Origin of the sequence: Nocardia sp. NPDC056611 (assembly GCF_042792755.1) — a bacterium.
In the GTDB taxonomy this organism is placed as follows: Bacteria; Actinomycetota; Actinomycetes; order Mycobacteriales; family Mycobacteriaceae; genus Nocardia.
This window is the reverse complement of record NZ_JBHTVV010000001.1, coordinates 249,837-274,684: the sequence shown is the minus strand read 5'-3', so window position 1 is coordinate 274,684 and position 24,848 is coordinate 249,837. Positions and strand designations below refer to the sequence as shown.

2 protein-coding genes (1 of these 2 only partly in view) are annotated in these 24,848 nt (G+C 72.3%); both read right to left on the bottom strand.

Annotated features, from left to right (window positions below; all coding sequences use genetic code 11):
• A protein-coding gene (locus ACFRAQ_RS01295; RefSeq protein WP_379092474.1) for a non-ribosomal peptide synthase/polyketide synthase crosses the window boundary here: on the bottom strand, positions 1-6,843 show its start. Its footprint begins 12,210 nt before the window's first position; 6,843 of the gene's 19,053 nt are visible here — the first part of the coding sequence; its start codon is at positions 6,841-6,843; its stop codon lies beyond the left edge, outside the window.
• Positions 6,843-24,848, bottom strand: a complete 18,006-nt coding sequence (locus ACFRAQ_RS01290) for a non-ribosomal peptide synthase/polyketide synthase (RefSeq protein ID WP_379092471.1) — start codon at positions 24,846-24,848, stop codon at positions 6,843-6,845. Before ACFRAQ_RS01290 ends, ACFRAQ_RS01295 begins: the two co-directional genes overlap by 1 nt.

Sequence of the window (24,848 nt, the reverse complement as noted above, 5' to 3'; positions counted from 1 at the left end):
CAGGCCCAGCGCGGCGTCCACGTCGAAGGCGGTGGCGTTCCAGCCCCGCACGACGAGTTCGCGCTCGGCGTCGCCGAGCAGGTCGATGTCGCCGACCAGGATGGTGGCGTCGGCGGCCACGGCCGCCAGCAGACGGCCGAACTGCTCGGTGAGCGAGGCCGCGGTGGCGGCGTCGAACATCTCGGTGGCGTAGCGCAGGTTGCCGGTCAGCCCGGCCTGCTCGCCGAGTTCGCCGACCACCAGGTGCAGGTCGAATTTGACCGTGGGGTCGTCGATCTCGACGGGGGTGACGGCCAGTTCGGGCAGCTCGAAGGTGCCGGTGCCGCCGCTCATGCGGGCGTCGTTGAACGACAGCATGACCTGGGCCAGCGGCGGCGCGCCGGTGGTGCGGTCCACGGCCAGCGCGTCCACGATGCGCTCGAAGGGCAGCTCGGCGTGGCCGAAGGCGGCCAGGTCGGCGGTGCGCACCGTGCCCAGCAGATCGCTGAAGGGCCGGTCGGCCTCGACCTGGGTGCGCAGCACCAGGGTGTTGACGAACATGCCGATCAGGGCGTCGAGTTCGCGGTCGCCACGGCCACCGATCGGGGAGGCGACCGGGATGTCGGCGGTGCCGGAGGTGCGGGCCAGCAGGGCCGCGAAGGCGGCGTGCACGACCATGAACAGGGTGACGCCGTGGGCGCGGGCCAGCTCGCGCAGTCCGGCGGCGACGGTCTCGTCGACCGAGAACGGCACGGCGGCGCCGGCATTGGTGGCGACCGCCGGGCGGGGGCGGTCGGCCGGGAGGCTCAGCTGCGGCGGCAGGCCCGCCAGGGTCTCGCGCCAGAACTCGATCTGCTGGTGAGCGACGGTGCCGGGTTCGCCGGCGTCGCCGAGCAGTTCGTGCTGCCACAGGGCGTAGTCGGCGTACTGCACGGCCAGCGGTTCGAAGCCGGGCTGCTGCCCCGCGGTCCGGGCCAGGTAGGCGCGCATCAGGTCGCCGATGAGCGGCTGCAGCGACAGCGCGTCGGCGGCGATGTGGTGCACGACCACGGCCAGCACGTACTCGGCGGCCGGCGCGGCCTCGTCGTCGATCACGCTGTGCTCATCGACGATGAAAAGACCGATGCGCGACGGCAGTTCGGTGGTGACGTCGAAACCGGCGGACGCGAAGGCGGTGATCGCCCCGGCCACCTCGGCCGCGGTGACGGGCACCGGGCTCAGGCTCAGGCCGATGTCCTCGACGTCCAGGATGTGCTGGTACGGACCGGCTTCCGAGTCCGGGTAGCTGGTGCGCAGCGACTCGTGGCGGGCCAGCACGTCCAGGGTGGCCTGTTCGAGGGCGGCGATGTCCAGGTTGCCGCGCAGGCGCAGCACGATCGGCAGGTTGTAGACGCTGTGCTCGCCGTCCTCGGCCTCGATGCGGTTGAGGAACCACAAGCGCTGCTGGGCGGGCGAGAGCGGAATGCGCTTCGGGCGCGGGCGCGCGGCCAGCGCGGGGCGGGCGGCGTCGGGGTTGGCGGCGACCAGCGCGGCGGCCAGGCCCTCGACGGTGGAGAACTCGAACAGCAGCCGCACCGCCACCCGGGAGCCGAGCTCGGCGCCGATGCGGGAGGTGACCCGGGCGGCGTCCAGGGAGCTGCCGCCCAGGGCGAAGAAATCGTCGTCGAGGCCGACGCGCTCGACGGTCAGCACCTCGGCGAACACCGCCGCCACCAGTCGCTGGGCCGGGTCGACCGGCTCGCGGAAAGCCTTGGCGCGCAGTTCCGGAACGGGCAGCGCCTTGCGGTCCAGCTTGCCGCTGGAGTTGAGCGGCAGTTCGGGCAGCGCCATCAGGGCGGTGGGCACCATGTAGGGCGGCAGCACCCGGGTCAGGCCCTCGCGCAGGGTTTCCGGATCCAGCTCGACGCCGGGGGCGGCCACCACGTAGCCGGCCAGGAAATCGCCGGAGTCGGCGCTGACCAGGCGCACCGCGGCCTGGGCCACCTCGGGGGCCAGCAGCAGGGCGCTCTCGATCTCGGCCAGTTCGATGCGCTGGCCGCGGAACTTGATCTGGAAGTCCAGGCGCTCGAGGTAGACCAGCTCGCCGTCCTCGGTCCACTTCACCAGGTCGCCGGTGCGGTACATGCGCTCGCCCGGCCGGCCAAAGGGGTTGGCCACGAAGCGATCCGAGGTGAGGTCGAAGCGGCTGTGGTAGCCGCGGGCCAGCTGGGTGCCGGCCAGGTACAGCTCGCCGGGCACGCCGATGGCGACCGGGTGCAGGCGCGAGTCCAGCACGAACACCTGGGAGTTCCACTCCGGCTCGCCGATCGGGACGGCGAGGGTGTCGGAGCGGTGCGCCTCCCGGAAGGTGATGGACACCGCGGCCTCGGTGGGGCCGTACAGGTTGTGCACACCGGCATCGCTGACCGCCCAGAAGGCGGTCACGGTCTCGGGCGGCAGCGCCTCGCCGATGACGAAGATGTCGCGCAGCGAGTCGAGTTCGCCCGGCTCGGCGTGCGCGGCGAACACCGACAGCATGGACGGCACGAAGTCGGTCAGCGTGACCTGGTGCCGGGCAATGGTTTCCGCGATGTAGCGGGGGTCGCGGTGGCCGTCGGGGGTGGCGACCACCAGGGTCGCGCCCGCGCGCAGCGGCAGGAAGTAGCCCCACAGCGAGACGTCGAAGGTGGTGGCGGTCTTCTGCAGGTAGACGTCCTGGGCGCGGACGCCGTACTCGGCCTGCATCCAGGCCAGCTGGTTGGCGATGGCGCGGTGGGTGACCGCGACGCCCTTGGGCTTGCCGGTGGAGCCGGAGGTGAACAGCACGTAGGCGGGGTGGTCGGGGTGCAGGACCCCGTGCCGCTCCTTGTCGCCGATCTTGGCGGCGGAGTAGTCCTCGAGGTTCAACTCGTCGAGGTGGTGCAGGGGCACGTCGATGGTCTCGGGCAGCGTGAAACCGTCACGGCGGGTGGTGAGCACCGAGTGCGGGCCCGCGGTGGCCAGGATGTGGCCGATCCGCTCGGCCGGGTGCGCGGGGTCGACCGGCACGTAGGCGCCGCCCGCGCGCAGCACGGCGTACATGGCCACGACCAGTTCCACCGAGCGCGCCATGGCGAGCACGACCAGCGATTCCGGGCCGACGCCCGCGGCGATGAGGTGCCGCGCCAGGCGGTTGGCCCGCTCGGAGAACTCGGCGTAGGTCAGTTCGGTGTCGCCGAAGACCAGGGCGCGGACCTTCGGACTCCGGGCGACCTGTGCGTCGAAACCCTGGTGCAGGAACAGATCCGGAACCCGGGAGCCGGTGGCGTTCCAGCTGGAGGTGACGTAGTCGTACTCCCCGGCGTCGAGCAGTTCGATATCGCCGACGGCGATCGTGGCGTCCGCGGTGGCGGCGGCCAGCAGCCGGGTGAACTTGGCGGCCAGCTCGCGCACCGTGTGATCGTCGAAAAGGTCGGTGGCGTAGGTGTATTCGACCCGGTAGCCGTCACCGGCGGTGTTCACGGTGAGCTGCAGGTCGAACTTGGCGATGCCCGGATCGAAGTCCAGTTCCTCGGCCGCGAGGCCGGGCAGCCCGGCGGTCAGCTCGCCCAGGTTCTGCATGAACAGGGCCACCTGGAACAGCGGGTGGCGGTTGCGGGCGCGCGGCGGGTTGAGCACCTCGACCAGGCGCTCGAACGGCACGTCGCGGTGGGCGAAGGCGCGCAGATCGCGGTCGCGCACATGGGCGATGAGGTCGCCGAAGGAGTCCGCGCCGCGCACCTCGGTGCGCAACACCAGGGTGTTGACGAACATGCCGACCAGGTCGTCGAGGGCCTGATCGCCGCGCCCGGCCACCGGGGTGCCGATGGCGATGTCGGTGGTGTTGGACAGCCGGGCCAGCACGGCGGCCAGCGCCGCGTGCAGCACCATGAACGGGGTGGCACGGTGCGCGGCGGCCAGCTTGTCCACCGCGGCCCGCAGGTCGGCGTCGAGCACGGTCTCGAAGGTCGCGCCGCGGCCGCTGGAGGCGGCGGGCCGCGGGCGGTCGGCGGGCAGGTCCAGCTGGGCGGGCAGCTCGGCGAGTTCGTCGGCCCAGAAGGCGATCTGGCGGGCGGACACCGAATCCGGGTCGGACTCGTCGCCCATCCAGGCGCGCTGCCACAGCGCGTAGTCGGCGTACTGCACGGCCAGCGGCGCGAACTGCGGGCGCTGCCCGGCCTGGCGGGCCACGTACGCCATCACCAGGTCGCGCACCAGCGGACCGATGGAGGCGCCGTCGGCGGCGATGTGGTGGGCCACCACGACCAGGGTGTGGTCGCCGGGGCCCGAGCGCAGCAGCCGGGCGCGCAGCGGCACCTCGGCGGTGACGTCGAAACCCTGTGCGGCCAAACCGAGTACGGTGCCGACCAGCTGGTCCTCGGGCACGTCGCGCGGGGTCAGGTCGACCGCGGCGGCGGGCAGCACCATCTGGGCCGGGCCCTGCTCGGCGGCCGGGTAGTAGGTGCGCAGCGACTCGTGCCGCTCCACCACGTCGGCGAACGCGGCCGCCAGCGCCGCGGTGTCGAGGTCGCCGCGCAGCCGCAGCGCGAACGGCATGTTGTCCACCGCGGCCGGATCGAATTCGTCGGCGGCCGGATCGTATTCGCTGCGCGCGTAGTGGTTGAGAAACCACATGCGCTGCTGGGCGGGCGAGAGCGGGATGTGGTCCGGGCGCGGGCCCGCGGTCAGCGGCGGCCGGGCCGGGCCGGCGTTGTCGCCCAGCGCGGCCAGCGCGGACACCGTCGGCCGCTCGAAGAAGTCGCGCACGTCCACGGTGACGCCGAGGGTCTCGCGAATGCGGGCGATGGCGCGGGTGGCGATCAGCGAGTTGCCGCCGATGGTGAAGAAGTCGTCGTCCGCGCCGACCACCTCGAGGTCGAGCAGGTCGGCGAAGATGGCGGCGACCGCCTCCTCGGCGGCGGTCTCCGGCGCGCGGTACGCGGTGACGGCGTCGGCGAAGTCCGGTTCGGGCAGTGCCCGGCGATCCACCTTGCCGTTCACGTTGAGCGGCAGCTGCGCCATCGGCACCAGCAGCGACGGCACCATGTACTCGGGCACGTGGGTGCGCACGGTGGAAAGCACGGCGGCGCTGTCGATCTCGTGACCGTCGGCGGCCACCACGTAGCCGACCAGGTTCTGTTCGCCGTTGGCGCGGGTGTGCATGAGCACCGCCGCCTGGGCGACGGCGGCGTCGCGGCGCAGCGCGGTCTCGACCTCGCCCAGCTCGATGCGCAGGCCGCGCATCTTCACCTGGAAGTCGCTGCGGCCCACGTACTCCAGCTCATCGGGGCCGTTGTCGGGGTTGGACACCCAGCGCACCAGGTCGCCGGTGCGGTACATGCGGTCGCCGGAGGGGCCCTCCGGGTTGGCCACGAAACGCTCGGCGGTCAGGCCGGAACGACCGGCGTAGCCGCGGGCCAGCTGCGGGCCGGCGATGTAGAGCTCGCCGACCACGCCGACCGGCACGGGACGCAGATCCTCGTCCAGGACCAGCACTTCCACGTCGTCGCCGGGGCTGCCGATCGGGATGGAGTCGACGTCGGCGGCGGTGACCTCGTGCGAGGTGGCCAGCACGGTGGACTCGGTCGGGCCGTACACGTCGAAGAGGGTCGCGCCACTGACGCTGCGGAAGTCAGCGGCGGTTCCGACGGGGACGGTCTCGCCACCGGTGAGCAGGTAGCGCAGCGAATCGGGCATCTCCTCGCCGCTGCGCATCACCTCGCCCACCAGCGCGGCCAGCATGGAGGTCACGAAGAACGCGGTGGTGACCCGGGATTCGCGGATCACCCGCACCAGGTAGGCCGGGTCCAGATGGCCGTCGGGGCGGGTCATCGCGATCCGCGCGCCGGTGGTCAGGGGCCAGAAGATCTCCCACACCGAGGCGTCGAAGGTGGTGGAGGTCTTGAACAGCAGCGCGTCCTGGTCGGTGAGCCGGAACTGCCGCTGCTGCCAGCGCAGGAACGCGATCACCGCGCGGTGCGGAATGGCCACGCCCTTGGGGCGGCCGGTGGAGCCGGAGGTGAAGATGACGTAGGCCAGGTTGTCCGGGCCCGGCTGGGGCAGCTCCGGGTCGTCGGCCGGGGACAGCAGCCGGTCGCCGTGGATGCCCAGTTCCCGTGCGTTGTCCTCGAACTCGTCGATGCGCAGCACCGGGGCGGCGATCTCGAACGGCGGCTGGTCGGCGGTGGTGGTGAGCACCACCGCGGGCTGGGCCACCTCGAGCACGTAGGAAGTGCGCTCGGCCGGGTGGTCCGGATCGATCGGCACGTACGCGCCGCCCGCCTCCAGGATGGCGAACATGCCGACCAGCAGTTCGAAGGAGCGGCGCACCGCCAGGCCCACCAGCACGTCCGGGCCGACGCCCAGGGTGCGCAGGTGGCGCGCGAGAACGGTGACGCGCGTGGCGAATTCGGCGTAGGTGAGGGTCTCATCGTCGTAGTCCATGGCGATGGCGTCCGGAGTGCGCTGGACCTGCGCCCGGAACTGGGTGCTGAGCGTCTCGACCGGGGCCAGCTTGGGGTCCAGGACGTCGGACGCCGCGAGCACGGCGTCGTCGACCAGGGCCTCGAGTGCCGTGGTCAGGCCGCCGGCCTCGCCGTCCATGAGGCCGGGCAGCTGGCCGGAGACCACCACCTGGATCAGCGCCTCGGGCTCGAGCGCGCCGCCCATGGCCTCGCTCAGCATGGCGATCTCGGCGGCCAGGACACCGTAGGCGACGGTGTCGCCCGCGTAGCGCAGCGCGACGCGGTCGGCGTCCAGCTCGGCCACGACGGCGATCAGACATGGTAGGTCGCCCACGCCGTAGGCCCGGCGCAAGGCCGTGACCCGTCCGGTCCGGTTGGTGGCGATCGACTCTGCGTAGTGCATCAGAGGCTTCCTTCCGACGTGCTTTCCGTGCTGAGGACCAGGGCCTGCGCGTCCGCGGTGAGCGTGCTCAGGACCTGACGGAGTCCGGCCGCGCCGAGGGCGGCCAGAATGCCGGGCACCAGCCCGGCGAGTGCCACGTTGACCAGCGCCTCCGGCTTCGCGGCGGCGCCCATGGCGCGGGCGGTGACGGCGATCTTCTCGGCGAGATCCCGGTACGTCACCGTGTGCTCGCCGTGCGTGACCGCGACCGCTGCGGGAGCGGCGGCCGCGGCGGCGGCGATCAGGGTGGGCAGGTCGGCCGCGGCAGAGGTGGAGGAATTCTGCTGCGGCGCGACCGATTCGGCCTTCGGCGCACCGGTGCCGGGGCGGCGGTTGCGCTCCGCCTCGGTCCGGATGTCGATGGCGCGCAACGACACGTCCGGATTCGCGACGACGGTGTCGAGGACCGACCGCAGGCGCTGAGCCAGCAGACGCACGGAGTCGGCCTCGAAAATGTCAATCGCGTACCCGAATCGCATGTCCAGACCGGTGACCTTCCCGGCCGCGTCGTGCTGCTCGATGCCGGTGAGCTGGAGGTCGAACTTGGCCTCGATCAGCTCGGGCTCGAGCGCCGCCACGGTCAGCCCGGGCAGTTCGACCGACACCGGCGCCATGTTCTGGAAGGCGAAAGCCACCTGGAACAACGGGTTCACCGAGGCCGAACGGCCTCGGCCGGTGGCGGCCAGCACGGCCTCCACCACCCGCTCGAACGGGACGTCACCGTGATCGAACGCGGCCAGATCGCGATCGCGCACCTGCTTCAGCAGGTCGGTGAAGGTCAGCTTGCCGTCCACCTCGGTGCGCAGCACCACGGTGTTGACGAACATGCCGATCAGGTCGTCCAGTGCCCGCTCACCGCGACCGGCGACGGGAACGCCGATCGAGATGTCGCGCTGGCCGGACAGTTTGGCCAGCAACACGGTGAAGGCGGCGTGCACGACCCCGAACAGGGTGGCGCCGTGCGCGCGGGCCAGGGTCGACAGTCGTTCGACGGTGTCGGAGTCCACCGCGAAATCGATCGTCTTGCCCAGCATGTCCCGCCGTGCCGGCCGGGGCCGGTCGGTGGGCAGCTCCAGCTGGTCCGGGGCGGAGGACAGTTCGTCCACCCAGAAGGCCAGCTGGCGCGAGAGCAGGCTCTGCGGATCGGCGTCGGAGCCGAGCACAGTGCGCTGCCAGGCGGCGTAATCGCCGTACTGGACCTCGAGCGGGGTCCAGGCGGGAGCGGCGCCGGACGTACGGGAGGTGTACGCCAGCACCAGGTCCCGGGTCATGGGCAGCACCGAGTAGCCGTCGGCGCTGATGTGGTGCAGCACCACCATGAGGACGTGCTCGTCCGGAGCCAGTTCGAACAGCACGACCCGCACCGGCGGAGCCACGGTCACATCGAAGCCCGCCGCGGCCACCTCGACGAGCGTGGCCTGAAGATCGTTCTCCGACACTGGAACCGGGGTCAGCTCGCCGTCGAGCTCGCCGACCTCGAGCACCACCTGCACGGCCTCGCCGTCCACCTCGGGGTAGCGGGTGCGCAGGATCTCGTGGCGCTCCAGCACATCCCGCAGGGCCGCCGTCAGCGCGGCCCGGTCGAGGTGGCCGGTGAGCCGGATGGCGGTCGGCACGTTGTAGGCGCCCGACTCCGGGTGCAGGCGGTTGAGCACCCACATCCGCTGCTGCGCCAGCGACAGCGGGGCCGGGCCCGCGTCGGTGCGGCGCACCAGCGGCGGCAGCGCGTCGGCGTGGTCGGCGGTGGCGATCCAGGTCGCCAGGCCGTCCACGGTCGGCGCCTCGAACAGGGCCGAGACCGGCACCCGCACACCGAGATCCGCGCCGAGCCGGGCGGCCAGCCGGGTCGCCATCAGCGAGTTGCCGCCGAGGGCGAAGAAGTCGGTGTCCAGGCCGATGAGGATGTCCTCGGCCGCGCCGATCACCTCGGCGAAGCCCGCCGCGACCGCCTGCTCGACGGCCGTGGTCGGCTCGCGGTAGGCGGCCACCGCGAAGACCGGCTCCGGCAGCTGGGCCCGGTCCACCTTGCCGTTGGCGTTCAGCGGCAGGGCGTCCAGGACCATCAGCGCGGCCGGGACCATGTACTTCGGCAGCTCCGCGCCCAGGGCGGCGCGCAGCGCGGCCGACACCTCGTCGCGGCTCTCGGCGGCGGTGCCGGGCACCGCGGCGTAGGCGACCAGGCGCGACCCCGCGTCACCCGCGGTGCGGGCGACCGCGACCGCGGCGGTGACGCCGGGCTGGCGGCGCAGCGCGGTCTCCACCTCGCCGAGCTCGATCCGGAAACCGCCGATCTTGACCTGGAAGTCGGCGCGATCGATGTACTCGAGCGCCCCGTCCTCGCGCCAGCGGACGATGTCGCCGGTGCGGTACATGCGGCCGCCCGCGAACGGGTCGGCCACGAAGCGGTCGGCGGTCAGGGCCGGGCGGCCGAAGTAGCCGCGGGCCAGCTGCGCACCCGAGAGGTACAGCTCGCCGGGCACGCCGACCGGGACCGGGGAGAGCCGGGCGTCGAGCACGTACACGCGGCTGTTCCAGGCGGGCGAGCCGATCGGCACGGCCTGCCGGTGGCGCTCGGTCACCTCGAAGGCGGTGATCGAGACGGCCGCCTCGGTCGGGCCGTACAGGTTGAACAGCCGTGCGCCGGAGTCGTTCCCGGCGTGGTGGTCGAGGAACTCGGCGGCCGTGGCGGCGGGCAGCGCCTCACCGATGGCCAGCACCGCGCGCACCGACCCGGGCAGCGGGCCGCCGGCCAGCAGCATGCCCAGCAGGGAGGGCACCGGGTGCAGGACGGTGACGCCGTGACCCTCGATCAGGGCGCGCAGGCGGTCCGGATCGCGCTCCTCGCCCGCGGCCGAGACCAGCAGGCTGCCGCCGGTGGTCAGGGTGGACCAGAACTCCCACACCGACAGGTCGAAGGTGGCGGGGGTCTTCAGCAGCGCGCGGTCGCTCGCGCCCAGCTCGAACGTGGCCCGCAGCCAGCGCAACTGGTTGACGATGGCCGCGTGCGGCACCGCCACGCCCTTGGGCAGGCCGGTCGAACCGGAGGTGAAGATGATGTACGCCGGGTGCTGCTCGCGCAGCGGGCGGACCCGCTCGGCGTCGGTGACCGGGGCGGCGGACAGCGCGGACAGGTCGAGCCGGTCCACCTCGAACACCGGCACCTCGGTGGGGAACGACACGCCGTCGGCCGAGGTGGTGAGAACCACTGCGGGAGCGGCGGTCTCGACGATGTAGGCGATGCGGTCGGCCGGGTGGTCGGGGTCGATCGGCACGTACGCGCCGCCCGCCTTCACCACCGCGTACATGGCGACCACCAGATCGATGCCGCGGCGCATGGCCAGCACCACACCGGTCTCGGGTCCGACGCCCGCGGCGATCAGGCGACGCGCCAGGCGGTTCACCCGGGCGTCGAATTCGCCGTAGGTGAGCGAGGTTCCGGCGTCGTCCAGCAGCGCGACCGCGCCGGGGGCGGCGGCCGCCTGCTCGTCCACCAGGTCGGCCAGGGTGGCCGGGGCCAGCTGGCGCGCGGTGGCGTTCCAGTCGTGCAGGATGCGCTGCCGCAGGCCCGCGCCCAGCAGGTCGACCTCGCCGATGGCCGTCTCCGGCTGCGCCACCACGGTTTCCAGCAGCCGGGCCAGCGCGGCGGTGAAGCGCTGCGCGGTGGCCTCGGTGAACAGGTCGTGGGCGTAGCCGAGGGTCAGCTCCAGTCCGGCGGGCGCGCCGGACTCGGCGTAGTGGTCCACCGCGAACAGGTGCAGATCGAATTGCGCGACGTGGGTGTCGAATTCGACCTCCGACACGGTCAGGCCGGGCAGTTCGAGGCTGGCGCGCTCGTGGTTCTGGAAGGACAGGCCCACCTGGACCAGCGGGTGCCGGGCGGTGGACCGGGCCGGGTTGAGCACCTCGACCAGGCGCTCGAACGGCACGTCGGCATTGCCGAAGGCGGCGATGTCGCCCGTGCGGACCCGGGCCAGCAGATCGGTGAACGACTCGGCGCCATCGGTTCCGGTGCGCAGCACCAGGGTGTTGACGAACATGCCGATCACGTCGTCGAGGGCGGCGTCGCCGCGGCCCGCGATCGGGGTGCCGACCGCGATGTCGGAGGTGCCCGACAGCCGTGACAGCAGGGCGGCCCAGGCCGCGTGCACCACCATGAACAGGGTCGCGCCGTGACGGCGGCCCAGTTCGGTCAGGCCGGCGTGCAGCTCGGCGTCCAGCGAGAGCCGGATGTAGCTGCCGCGCAGGCTCTGTCGCGCCGGACGCGGGTGGTCGGCGGGCAGGTCCAGCTGGTCGGGCAGCCCGGCCAGGGTCTCGCGCCAGTAGGCGAGCTGGCCCGCGGCCACCGACTCCGGATCGTCCTCCGAGCCCAGCAGCGCGCGCTGCCACAGCGCGTAGTCGGCGTACTGCACGACCAGCGGCGTCCAGGACGGCTTGGCGCCGCCCAGGCAGGCGTTGTAGGCGATCATCAGGTCGCGCACGAACGGCACCACCGAGGAGCCGTCGGCCGAGATGTGGTGCAGCACACCGGCGAGCACGTGGTCGCCGGTCGGCACGCCGTCCGCGTCCACGATGCGCAGCAGCAGCACCCGCACCGGCACGTCCACCGTCACGTCGAAGGTGGTCATGGCGAATTCGGTGACCTTGCCGACCAGTTCGGCCTCGGTGAGGTCGACCGGCTTGAGCTCGGCGATCACGTCCGCGGCGGGCAGGATCACCTGCGCGGGGCCCTCGGCCAGCTCCGGGTAGACGGTGCGCAGGGTCTCGTGGCGTTCGATCACCGCCGCGAACGCGGCCTCCAGCGCCGGGGCGTCCAGTTCGCCGGTCAGGCGCAGCGCCACCGGGATGTTGTAGGCCGTCGACGAGCGGTCGAAGCGGTTCAGGAACCACATGCGCTGCTGGGCGGGCGAGAGCGGCAGGTGCTCGGGACGGGCGCCCGCGGCCAGCACCGGCCGCTTCGGGCCGTCGGCCTCGGCCTGCACCCGCGCCGCCAGCGCGGTCACGGTCGGGGCCTCGAACAGCGCGCGCACGCCGACGGTGGTGTCGAACAGCGCGCCGATGCGGGCGACCGCCTTGGCCGCGAGCAGCGAGCTGCCGCCCAGGGCGAAGAAGTCGTCGTCCGCGCCGACCCGCTCGATGCCCAGCAGGTCCGCGTACACGTTGGCGATGAGTTCCTCGGCCACGGTGGCGGGCTGGCGGTACTCGGTGCCCTCGAAGACCGGTGCGGGCAGCGCCGCGCGGTCCAGTTTGCCGTTGACGGTCAACGGGATCCGGTCCACGACCACCAGTGCGGCCGGAACCATGTGCTCGGGCAGTTCGCGGGCGACGGCGGTGCGCAGCTCGGTGGTGGGCACCACCGCGCCCGCCGCCGGGACCACGTAGCCGATGATGCGGGAGACGTCCGCCGCCTCGTCGTGGCGCACGATGACCGCGGCCTCGCGGACCCGCGAATCCAGCAGCAGCGCCGCCTCGATCTCGCCCAGCTCCACGCGGAAGCCGTGCAGGTTCACCTGCTGGTCGATGCGGCCCAGGTACTCCAGATCGCCCGTGGGGGTCCAGCGCGCCAGATCGCCGGTGCGGTAGGCGGATTCGCCGGGGGCGCCGTACGGGTCGGCCACGAAGCGGCCGGAGGTGAGCGCCGGGCGCTCGAGGTAGCCGCGCGCCAGCTGACCGCCGGAGACGTAGATCTCGCCGGGGACGCCGACCGGGACCGGACGCAGCCGCGAATCCAGCACGCGCACGGTCAGACCCGGCAGCGCGCCGCCGATCACGCTGGCCGAACCGGTGTCCGGGGTGATCGGACGGTAGGACACGTGCACCGTGGTCTCGGTGATGCCGTACATGTTGATCAGGGCCGGGCCCTGCGGGTGCCGGGCGAACCAGCCCGAGAGCCGCTGCGGCTCCAGCGCTTCACCACCGAAGATCACGTAACGCAGCGCGAGCTCGGAGTCGCTCTCGGCGTCGGCGGTGATCAGCTGGTAGAAGGCCGACGGGGTCTGGTTCAGCACGGTCACGCCCGCGGTGGACAGCAGTTCCCGGAACTGCTGCGGCGACCGCGAGGTGAAGTAGTCGACCACCACCACGCTGCCGCCGTACAGCAGCGCGCCCCACAGCTCCCACACCGAGAAGTCGAAGGCGTAGGAGTGGAACATGGTCCACACGTCGGCGGGCCCGAAACCGTAGTGGCCCTGAGCATTGTCGAACAGCCGGATCACATTGCGGTGCGGGATCACCACGCCCTTGGGGCGGCCGGTGGAGCCCGAGGTGTAGATGACGTAGGCGATGTCGGCCGGGCGCAGCGGGGCGCGCCGGTCGCGGTCGGTGACCGGGGCGGCGTCGTAACCGTCCAGGTCGATGGTGTCGAGGCAGACCACCGGGCCGCCGAACCAGCCGGCGGGCAGCTGGGCCGCGCCGCTGCTGATCGCGCACACCGGGCGGGCGTCGTCGATCACGTACTCGATGCGGTCGGCCGGGTAGTTGGGGTCGATCGGCAGGTAGCCGCCGCCCGCCTTGACCACGGCCAGCAACGCCACCGCCAGCTCCTCGGTGCGCGGCAGGGCCACGGCCACCAGGGATTCCGGGCCGACGCCGGCCGCGATCAGGCAACGGGCCAGGCGGTTGGAGCGCGCGTCGAGCTCGGCGTAGCTGAGCGTGACGTCGCCGGAACGCACCGCCGGGGCGGCCGGGTCGATGGCCGCCGCAGTGGCGAAACGGTCTGCCAGCGTGGTGAATTCAGCGATATCGGGTCCGGTGCCGGCCCACTCGTGGAGAACGCGGGCGCTCTCCTCGATGGTCAGCAGCGGGATGTCGCCGACCACCACGGTGTCGTCGGCGGCCACCGACGCCAGCACCCGGTCGAAGCGACCGGCCAGGGCGGCGATGGTGTCGGCGTCGAACAGCTCACTGGCGTAGCTGATCTCGATGTCCATGCCGTTCGGGCGGCCGTCCGGGCCGTGCTGCTCGAGCACGGTGAACTGGAGGTCGAACTTCGACACCCCGGCGTCCAGGGCCTCCGGGCGCACCGTCAGCTCCGGCAGCTCCACCGCGGGCAGCGCGTAGTTGTGGAAGGTCAGCGCCACCTGGAACAGCGGGTGGCGGGCCTGCGAGCGGGCCGGGGACAGCACCTCGACCAGTCGCTCGAAGGGCACCTCGGCGTGCGAGAGGGCCGCGATGTCGTCGGCGCGCACCGCGTTCAGCACGGTGTCGAAGCCGGCGCGCGGGTCGATCTCGCTGCGCAGCACCAGGGTGTTGACGAACATGCCGACCAGGGCGTCGAGCTGCTGCTCGCCGCGGCCCGCGACCGGGGTGCCGATCGCGATGTCGGTGCTGCCCGAGATCCGGGCCAGCAACACGGCCAGCGCCGCGTGCACGGTGCTGAACAGGGTGGTGTCGTGGGCGCGCGCCAGATCCACCAGGCCGCCGTGCAATTCGGCGTCCACGCGCATGCGGTGGGTGCCGCCGCGCAGCGAGGCCACCGCCGGACGCGGGCGGTCCACGGGCAGCTCCAGCTGTTCGGGCAGCCCGGACAGGCGCTGCTGCCAGAACGCCAGCTGCCGGTGCGCGAGCGAGGCCGGATCGGTCTCGTCACCCCGGCGCTCGGCCTGCCACAGGGTGTAGTCGGCGTACTGCACCGGCAGCGGGGCCCAGGCGGGCGCCACCCCGGCGCGGTGGGCCTGGTACGCGGTCATGAAGTCAGCGGCCAGCGGGCCCATCGAGAAACCGTCCGAGCTGATGTGGTGAACCACCAGCACCAGCACGTGATCGGTCGGCGACAGGCTGAAAACGGCCGCGCGCACCGGGGTTTCGGTGGTCAGGTCGAACGGGCGGGCGACGACCTCGGCCACCCGGGCGGTCAGTTCGTCCGCGGTGATCGGCGCGGTGACCAGCCGGGCATCGCCCTCGGCCAGCACCCGCTGCACGGGACCGTCCGGGCCGTCGGAGTAGACGGTGCGCAGGGTCTCGTGGCGCGCCACCACATCCCGCAGCGCGGAGTGCAGGGCGGCCGCGGCCAGCGGGCCGGTCACCCGCAGCACCATGGGGATGTTGTCCGCCGCCGCGCCGGGGCCGACCCCGGTCGCGTCGGCGTGGTAGCGGTTGAGGAACCACATGCGGCGCTGCGCGTCCGACAGCGGCACCAGCGCCGGGCGCGGGCGCGCGGTCAGCGGCACCAGCGTGCCGCTGCCCGAACGGGATTCGGCGACCGCGGCCAGACCGGCGACGCTCGGGGCGTCGAACAGGTCGCGCACCGACAGTTCGGCGTCCAGCGCCGCGCCGACCCGGGCCACCACGCGGGCGGCCAGCAGCGAGCTGCCGCCGAGCGCGAAGAAGTCGTCGTTCGCGCCGATCCGGTCGACGCCGAGCAGATCCGCGAAGACCCCGGCCACCACATCCTCGGCCACGGTCTCGGGCGCGCGGTAGGCCGCGGTCTCGAAGACCGGGGCGGGCAGCGCGGCGCGATCCAGCTTGCCGGAGGCGTTGACCGGGAAGGCGTCCAGCACCACGAACGCGGCCGGAACCATGTACGCGGGCAGCAGGCCGCCCAGCGCCGCCTTGACCGCGTCCAGGTCGATGGCGTGGCCGGGCTCGCGCTGCAGGTAGCCCGCCAGCTGATCGCCCGCGCGGTCGTCCGAGCGCACCAGCACGACCGCCTGGTTGACGCCCGGCTGCGCCAGCAGCGCGGCCTCGATCTCCCCCAGTTCGATGCGCAGGCCGCGCAGCTTCACCTGGAAATCGGTGCGGCCCAGGTAGATCAGCTCACCCTCGGCGGTCCAGGTGACCAGGTCACCGGTGCGGTACATGCGCGCGCCGTCGCCGAAGGGGTTGGCCACGAAGCGATCCGCGGACAGATCCGGACGGCCCAGGTAGCCGCGGGCCAGCTGATCGCCCGCGAGGTACAGCTCACCGGCGACGCCGGGCGCGACCGGGTTCAGGCGGCCGTCCAGCACATAGGTCCGGGTGTTCCAGACCGGACGGCCCATGGGCACGAACGCGACATCGGTGTCGGCGACCTCGTGGTGGGTGACCTCGACCGCGGCCTCGGTGGGGCCGTACAGGTTGTGCACGCGCGCGCCGGTCAGCTCGCGCATGCGGGCGGCGGTGCCGACGGGCAGGCCCTCACCGGAGGCGAACACCTGGCGCAGACCGGTGCAGTGGGCAGCGGCCGGCTCGGTCACGAAGACCGCCATCATGGACGGCACGAAGTGCGCGTGGGTGATGCCCGCGCGAATGATCAACTCGGCCAGATACTTCGGGTCGCGGTGGCCGTCGGGGGCGGCCACGACCAGCTTGGCGCCGATCTGCAAGGGCCAGAAGAACTCCCACACCGACACGTCGAAGGTGAAGGGGGTCTTCTGCAGCACCACGTCGTCGGCGGTCAGGCGGTAGCGGTCCTGACCCCACACCAGGCGGTTCACCACGGCGGCGTGCGAGACCGCGACACCCTTGGGGCGGCCGGTGGAACCGGAGGTGAAGATGACGTAGCAGGCGTTCGACTCCCGCAGCGGCGCGAGACGATCGGCGTCGGTCAGCGGGGTCGCGGCGTACCCGGCCAGATCGACGGTGTCGACGGCCAGCACCGGGATGTCGCGGGCGGTGGTGAAACCGTCGCGGGCGGTGGTCAGCACGAGCACCGGGCCCGCCGCGTCCAGCACGTAGTCGGTGCGCTGCTCGGGCTGATCCGGATCGACGGGGACGTACGCGCCGCCGGCGGCCAGGATCGCGTACATGCCGACCAGCAGATCGTGGGAACGGCGGATCGCCAGCGCCACCCGGGATTCCGGGCCGACGCCGGACTCGACCAGCTTGCGGGCCAGGCGGTGTACGCGGCCGGAGAACTCGCCGTAGGACAGAGCTGTTCCCCCGAATTCGACGGCCGGGGCGTTCGGGCAGGTCAGAGCCCGCGACTCGAACAGGGCGACCAGGGTCGCGGGGGTGGTCTCGCCCCAGGCGCCGACCGGCAGCGCCGAGCGGATGTCGTGGGCGGTGTCGTTCCAGCCGGTCAGCACCTGGGCGCGCTCGGCGTCGGTGAGCAGGTCGATATCGCCGACCGGGCGGTCCGGGGTGGCGGTGACCGCGTCCAGCACCACGTCCAGGCGACGGGCGAAGGCCGCGACGGTGGCCTCGTCGAAAATGTCGGTGGCGTAGGTGAACACGGCGTCCAGCCCGCCCGCCGCACGATCCTCGACCAGCGACAGCTGCAGATCGAACTTGGCGATGCCCGGGTCCAGCTCGACCCGCGAAGCGGTCAGGCCGTTCAGCTCGAGGCTGGTCTGCGTGGTGTTCTGCAGATCCAGGGCCACCTGGAACAGCGGGTGGCGGGCCTGCGAGCGCATCGGGCTGAGCACCTCGACCAGGCGCTCGAACGGGACGTCCGCGTGCGCGAAGGCGCGCAGATCGGTCTCACGCACCTGGGCCAGCAGCTCCCGGAACGAACGGTCCGGGGCCACCTCGGTGCGCAGCACCAGGGTGTTGACGAACATGCCGACCAGGTCGTCGAGCGCCTGCTCGCCGCGGCCGGCGACGACGGAGCCGATCGAGATGTCCGCGGCGCCGGACAGTTTCGCCAGCAGCGTGGCGTAGGCCGCGTGCAGCGCCATGAACAGGGTGGCGCGATCGCCCTCGGCCAGCTCGCGCAGGCGGGCGTGCCGCTCGGCGGAGATGGCGAAGCGGTACTGCGCGCCGTGGCGGGTCGCCACGGCCGGGCGCGGCCGGTCGCCGGGCAGCTCCAGAGTGTCGGGCTGCCCGGACAATTCGGCGCGCCAGAAGCGAACCTGATCCGCCAGCAGGGATTCCGGGTCGTCCTCGGCGCCCAGCAGGTCACGCTGCCACAGCGTGTAGTCGGCGTACTGGACCGGCAGCGGCGTCCACGCCGGGGCCGCGCCCGCGGTGCGGGACGCGTAGGCCAGCATGAGATCCCGGGTCAGCGGCGCGATGGACCAGCCGTCGGCGGCGATGTGGTGCACGGCGAGCACCAGCACGTGGGTCTCGGGCGCCACCCGCAGCAGGGTGAGCCGGGCCGGAGCCCGCTCGTCCACCGCGAACGGCAGCACCGCGAGCTCGAAGATCCGGTTCTCCAGATCCTCGGCACGCACCTGCTCCGAAACCAGTGCGACACCGGACTGCTCGACCGGCAGCACCAGCTGACGGCCCACGCCGTCCACGGCCGGGTACACGGTGCGCAGCGTCTCGTGCCGCGCCACCACGTCGGTGACCGCGGCGGCCAGCGCGTCCGCGTCCAGCGGGCCGTCCAGGCGGATGGCCGCGACCAGGTTGTCGGCGATCGAGCTGTTGTCGAAGCGGTTCAGGAACCACATGCGCTGCTGCGCGTAGGACAGCGGCACCACCTCGGGCCGCTCCCCAGCCACCAGCGGCGCGCGGCCGCCGGTACCGGCCAGGTCGGCCAGCCGGGCCGCCAGTTCGGCGACGCTGGACGCCTCGAACAGCAGGCGCACCGGGACGGTGGTGTCCAGGGCCGCGCCGAGGCGCGCCACCACCTGGGTGGCGATCAGCGAGTTGCCGCCGAGCTCGAAGAAGTCGTCGTCCGCGCCGACACCGGCGGCGGGCGCGTCGGCCTCGACGACCGAATCCAGGTGCGCCACTGGAGCATTCGAGCCGAGCGCGGAGTCGGCGACGGCCACGGCCGCGGTGAGGGCCGCGTCCACCGGCGTGATGTCGGCGGCGGGCGCGAGGCCCAGCACCTCGGCGAAGACCTCGGCCACCAGCAGTTCGATCGGCGTCGCGGGGGCGCGGAATTCGCGGGCCGCGAAGACCGGGGCGGGCAGCGCGCGGTAGTCGAGCTTGCCGTTGACGGTCATCGGCATGGCGTCGAGCACCATGAAGGCCGACGGAATCATGTACGCCGTCAGGCGATCCGCCAGCGCGGTCTTGATCTCGGCCACGTCCACGCCGCCGGCGGCCGCCACCAGGTAGGCCACCAGCTGGTCGCCGCGCACCGCGTCGTGGTGCAGGACCACCACGGCCCGGCGCACCTGCGGCAGCGCCGCCAGCGCGGCCTCGATCTCGCCGAGTTCGATGCGGAAGCCGCGCAGCTTCACCTGGGAGTCGTTGCGGCCCAGGTACTCCACCTGGCCGTCGGCGGTCCAGCGCACCAGGTCGCCGGTGCGGTACATACGTTCACCGGGCGCCCACGGGCAGGCCACGAACCGGCTCACGGTGAGCTCCGCGCGATTGCGGTAGCCGCGGGTGACCGGCAGGCCGCCCAGGTACAGCTCGCCGATCGCGCCGACCGGCACCGGCCGCAGCCGCTGGTCCAGGATCCACTCGCGCGCGCCCGGCACCAGGTGGCCGATGGTGACGGTCTCGCCCGCCGCCAGCGCGCCGGTGATGTTCACGACCACGGTGGCCTCGGTGGGGCCGTAGGCGTTGATCATGTCGCGCCCGGCCTCGGCCCAGCGCCGCACCATCTCCGGCGACAGCGCCTCGCCGCCGACCGCGACGTGGCGCAGGGTGGGGACGTCGGCCGGATCGATGGTGCTCGCGCCCGAGGGCGTCATGAAGACGTGGGTGACCCCGTGCGCCCGAATGACTTCCGCCAGCTCGTCGCCGATGTGCGCGCCGGTCGGGGCGACCACCAGGGTGGCGGCCGACCGCAGGGCCAGCAGCAGCTCGCCGACCGAGACGTCGAACGAGGAGCTGGTCACGTGCAGCACCCGCGCCTCGGCGGAACCGCTGAAGCGCTCGTACTGCGCCTCGGACAGACCCGCCAGACCCGAGTGGGTGACCACGACGCCCTTGGGCAGGCCGGTCGAGCCGGAGGTGTAGATGGAGTACACGACATTGGCGGCGCGCAGCGGCCGCACCCGGTCGGCGTCGGTGATCGGATCGGCCGGGAAGGCCGTGCGGGCGCTGGTGAATTCGGCGTCGTCGAGCAGCAGCCAGGGCAGCGTGCCGGGCAGCGCGTCGCGCACCGACGCCACGGTCAGGCCGAGCACCGCGCCCGCGTCGCGGACGATGTACTCGATGCGGTCGGCCGGGAAGGCGGGGTCCACCGGCACCCAGGCGGCGCCGGTCTTGGCGATGGCCCACACGGCGACGATGTACTCGATCGACCGCGGCAGGCTCACGGCCACCAGCTGCTCCGGGCCCAGGCCGCGCTCGATCAGCAGGCGCGCCAAGCGATTTGAGAGGGCGTCCAGTTCGGCGTAGGTGAACTGGACATCGCGCTCGATCAAGGCGATTCGGTCCGGAGCGGACGCCACAGCCGCGGCCATGATCTCCGGCAGCAGGCTGACCGCGTCCACGGCTCCACCGGAACGGGTTGTCAGATCGGCGTATTCGGCCTCGGACAGCAGCGGCAGCGTGTTCACGACCACGGCCGGATCGATGGTGATCGCCTCGAGCAGGCGCACATAGCGGCGCGCGAAGACCTCGATGGTGGCGGGATCGTAGAGATCCACCGCGAATTCGAACTCCGCGTGGATCCCCGCCGGTGCCGGACCTTCCCCGGGACCGGCACCGGCGAAGCTTTCGGTGACCGCGACCGACAGGTCGAATTTGGTCACCTCGGTGTCCAGGGTACTCGTCGTGGCAAGCAATCCGGGCAGTTCGAGACTGATGTCTCCGGCGGCGGTGAACGACAGGGCCACCTGGAACAGCGGATGCCGGGCCGCCGACCGCACCGGATTCAGGGTCTCGACGAGCTGTTCGAAGGGGACGTCGGCGTGCGCGAACGCGGCAAGATCGATGTCACGGACCCGGTGCGCGAGGTCGCGGAAGCTGAGCTCGCCGTCGATCTCGGTACGCAGCGGCAGCGTGTTGACGAACATGCCGATCAGGTCGTCGAGTTCGCGCGCGCCGCGGCCGCCGACCGGGGTGCCGATGACGATGTCCGATTCGCCGGAAAGGCGGGACAGCAGCACCGCCAGCGCGGTGTGCATCAGCATGAAGGTCGAGATGCCCTCGGCCCGAGCCGTTTCCGAAATGGCGGCGTGCAACTCCGCGGTGAGCTCGACGTCGAGCTTGCCGCCGCGACCGGTCGCGACGGCGGGCCGGGGACGGTCGGCCGGGAGCTCGAGCACGTCCGGCGCGCCCGACAGGGTGCCGCGCCAGAAGTCCAGCTGCCGGGAGAGCAGCGACTCCGGGTCGTCGGCCGCGCCGAGCCGATCCCGCTGCCACAGCGTGTAATCGGCGTACTGCACCGCGAGCGGCTCCCAGGCGGGCGCCTGGCCGCCGGTGCGGGCCAGGTAGGCGGTGATCAGGTCGCGGGCCAGGATGGGCAGCGAGAGGCCGTCGGCGGCGATGTGGTGCAGCACGATGGCGACCGCGTACTCGGGGACGTCGAGATCCGCGGCGTCGACCAGCACCGGACCGCCCAGTCCGCAATCGGACGCGACGGCGCCGGTAACGGTGAACAGTCGTGCACGGAACGGGATCTCGCGCTCCAGGTCGAACCCCTGGGCGGCGAAGGCGCGCAGGCGGGCGTCCAGTTCGTCGGCGTCACAGGGCTCCTGCGCCACCGGCTCGGTCGCCACCGCCACCGGCAGTACCTGCTGCTGCGCGAAACCCGCCGCGGTGGTGGGGAACACGGTGCGCAGCACCTCGTGGCGGCCCAGCACGTCGGCCAGCGCGGCCCGCATGACCTCCGGATCGGCCTCGCCGCGCAGCCGCACCACGAACGGCATGTTGTAGCCGGCGCTCGCGGTGTCGAAACGGTTCAGGAACCAGATGCGCTGCTGCGCCGGGGACAGCGGCAGCGCCTCCGGCCGGTCGCGGCGCACCAGGGCGACCGCGCTGCCGGACTCGGCGTCGGCGTCGACGAACTGGGCGTCGATCACCGCGGCCAGCTCGGCCACGCCGGTGGCGGAGAACATCTCGCGCACCGTGAGGCGGCAGCCCAGCTCGGCGTTCAGCCGCGACGCCACCTGGGTGGCGATCAGGCTGTTGCCGCCCAGGGCGAAGAAGTCGTCGGTGCGGCCGACCTGGTCGGTGCCCAGCACCTCGGCGAACATGGCGGCCACGGCCCGCTCGGTCACCGTCACCGGCACCTCGTGCACCACCGCGACCCGGACCGGATCCGGCAGCGCGGCCCGGTCCAGCTTGCCGGAAGCGTTGACCGGCAACGCCTCCAGCAGCACGAACGCGCTCGGCACCATGTAGGCGGGCAGCGCCCGCGCGGCAGCGGCCTTGAGCTTGATCGCGTCCACCTCGTCGGTCGCGACCGCGTAGGCGACCAACTGGTCGTCGCGCACGATCACCACCGCGCGGGACACGCCCTCGACATCGCCGAGCACGGTCTCGATCTCACCCAGCTCGATGCGCAGGCCGCGCACCTTCACCTGGAAGTCGGTGCGCCCCAAGTACTCGATCTCACCCGACTCGGTCCAGCAGACCAGATCACCGGTGCGGTACATGAGTTCACCCGGAGCCGCGAACGGGTCGGCGACGAACCGCTCCGCCGTCAGACCCGGACGCGCCAGGTAACCCCGGGCGAGCTGAACCCCCGACAGATACAGCTCACCCGGAGTCCCCATGGGGACCGGCCGCAGGCGTGCGTCGAGCACGTACAGCCGGGTATTGAACACCGGCGCGCCGATCGGCACGGCGGTGATGTCCGCGGCGGTCACCTCGTGCGAGGTGACCTCGACCGCAGCTTCGGTGGGGCCATAGAGATTGTGGAGCGGGGCGCCGGTCAGGGCGCGCAGCCGCTGCGCGATGGGGCCCGGCAGCGCCTCGCCCGAGGCGAACAGCTGCCGGATCCGCAGCGGCGGTGCACCCGCGGCCGCGGCGGCCTCCAGTTCGGCCACGAACGGATCCATCATCGACGGCACGAAATGCACCACCGTGACGCCGAATTCGTCGATCACCGCGCGCAGGTAGGCCGGATCGCGGTGGCCGTCGGGCTGGGCCAGCACCAGGGTCGCGCCGATCTGCAGCGCGAAGAACAGCTCCGGCACCGAGACGTCGAAGGTCATCGGCGTCTTCTGCAGCATCACATCCGAGGCGGACAGCGCGAAGGTCTCGCGCATCCAGACCATGCGGTTGACGATGGAGCGGTGGCTCACCGCCACGCCCTTGGGGCGGCCGGTGGAACCCGAGGTGAAGATGACGTAGGCGGTGTTCGCCGGACGCAGCGGGGACAGCCGGTCCACATCGGTCACCGTGGCGGCCGAGAACTCGGCCAGCGCGGCCTCGGTCAGGTCGGCGATGTCCAGCACGGCGGCGGCGGTGGCGGGACGGTCGGCGGCGGTGGTCAGCACCAGCGCGGGCGCGGCGGTGTCCAGGATGTGCGCGATCCGGTCGGCCGGGTGATCGGGGTCCAGCGGCACGTAGGCGCCACCGGCGGCCTGCACCGCGTACACCGCGACCAGCAGCTCCGGCGAACGGCGCAGGTGCAGCGCGACCAGCGACTCCGGGCCGATGCCGCGCGAGATCAGGTAGCGGGCGAACCGATTCACCCGTCCGGCGAACTCGGCGTAGGTGAGATCGCAGGCGGGGGTCCCGCCGAAACGCACCGCGAGCGACTGCGGCGTCCGGGCGGCCTGCGCCTCGAACATCGACACCAGCGTCGCCTCGGGGTCCACGGTGAACGCGGTGTCGTTCCACTCGCGCAGCACCACCTCGCGCTCCCGCTCGGTGATGACCTCGACCGCGGACAGCGGGGCCGCCGGGTCCAGCTCCACCAGCCGCTCGACGAACGCCACGAAACGCTCGATGTGGCGGTCGATCTCGTCGGCCGTGTACAGGTTCGGGTTCACCTCGAGGTCCAGGCGCACCCGGTCGTTCTCGCCGTAGAAGGCGTTGAGGCTCATGTCCTCGACCGGGCTGGTGGACAGCAGGTTCAGCCGGCCCTGGATGTCGCCGAAGTCCAGCTGCGGGTGGAACAGCATGATGTTGACCATCGGGCCGTACAGCGCCCGCGACGCCGGAGCGCCCTGCAGTTCGGCCGCGTCCCGGCGGATGTCCTCGTGCCGGTAGCGCTGGTGGCGCAGCGCGCCGGAGATCTCCAGGCGAGCCGCGGTGAGCAGCTCCAGCCAGGTGGTGTCCGGCCCGGCCGCCATCCGCAGCGGCACGATGTTGGACAGCATGCCGGTCGAGCGGCGCATGACCGCGGTGGTGCGGGCGGTGACCGGCAGGCTCAGCACGGCCTCGTCCTGGCCGGTCAGCTTGGCCATGTAGGCCGCGAAGGCGGCGATGATCACGCCCGCCAGACCCGAATCATGCTGCGCGCCACACTCTTCCATGCGGCGGACCAGGTCCTCCGGCAGCACCACGCCACGGCGCAGGTTGTCCGAGCGCGGCGGGGCGGTGCGGCCCTTGAGCGACATGGTGCCGTCCAGGCCCGCGGTGCGCTCCTGCCAGTAGGCGCGGTCGGTGCGGAAGCGGCTGCTCTCGCGGTAGGCCAGTTCGGATTCGACCAGCTCGCGCAGCGTGCCGACCTTCACCGTCTCCGGCTCCAGGCCGCGCTGCAGCGCGGTGTAGCGACGGGCCGTCCACTGCATGGTGTTCAGGGCGGCGTAGCCGTCGCCCACGATGTGGTGACCGACGAAGAACCAGAACCAGCGCTGGTCGGCGACCCGGATCAGGGTGGGCGAGAACAGCTTGCCGGTGAGCAGGTCGATCGGCTCGAGGATCTGGACCTGCATCCACTCGTGCGCGGCGGCGATGGGATCGGCTTCCGAGCGCAGGTCCATCAGCTCGGTGTTGTGACCCGCGGTCGGGTCGATGTACTGGTGGGGCTGTCCGTCGATCTCGGTGAAACGCAGCTGGGAGGAGCGCCAGATCGGGACGCCGTCCTCGGCGACGCGCAGCAGCAGGTCGACGTCGAAGTCACCCTCGATGTCGACGTACTGGACCAGGTTGAGGGGCACTTCGGGAGCCAGCAGCTGGGCGTACCACAGCCCGATCTGCGCGGGTCCGAGCGGGAACGGCGCAGACAATTCAGTCGACGTCGGAACTTCACTCGGTCCGAGACCACTCGAGTCCGTACCCTGCACCAGAGCCTCCCTTGTCAT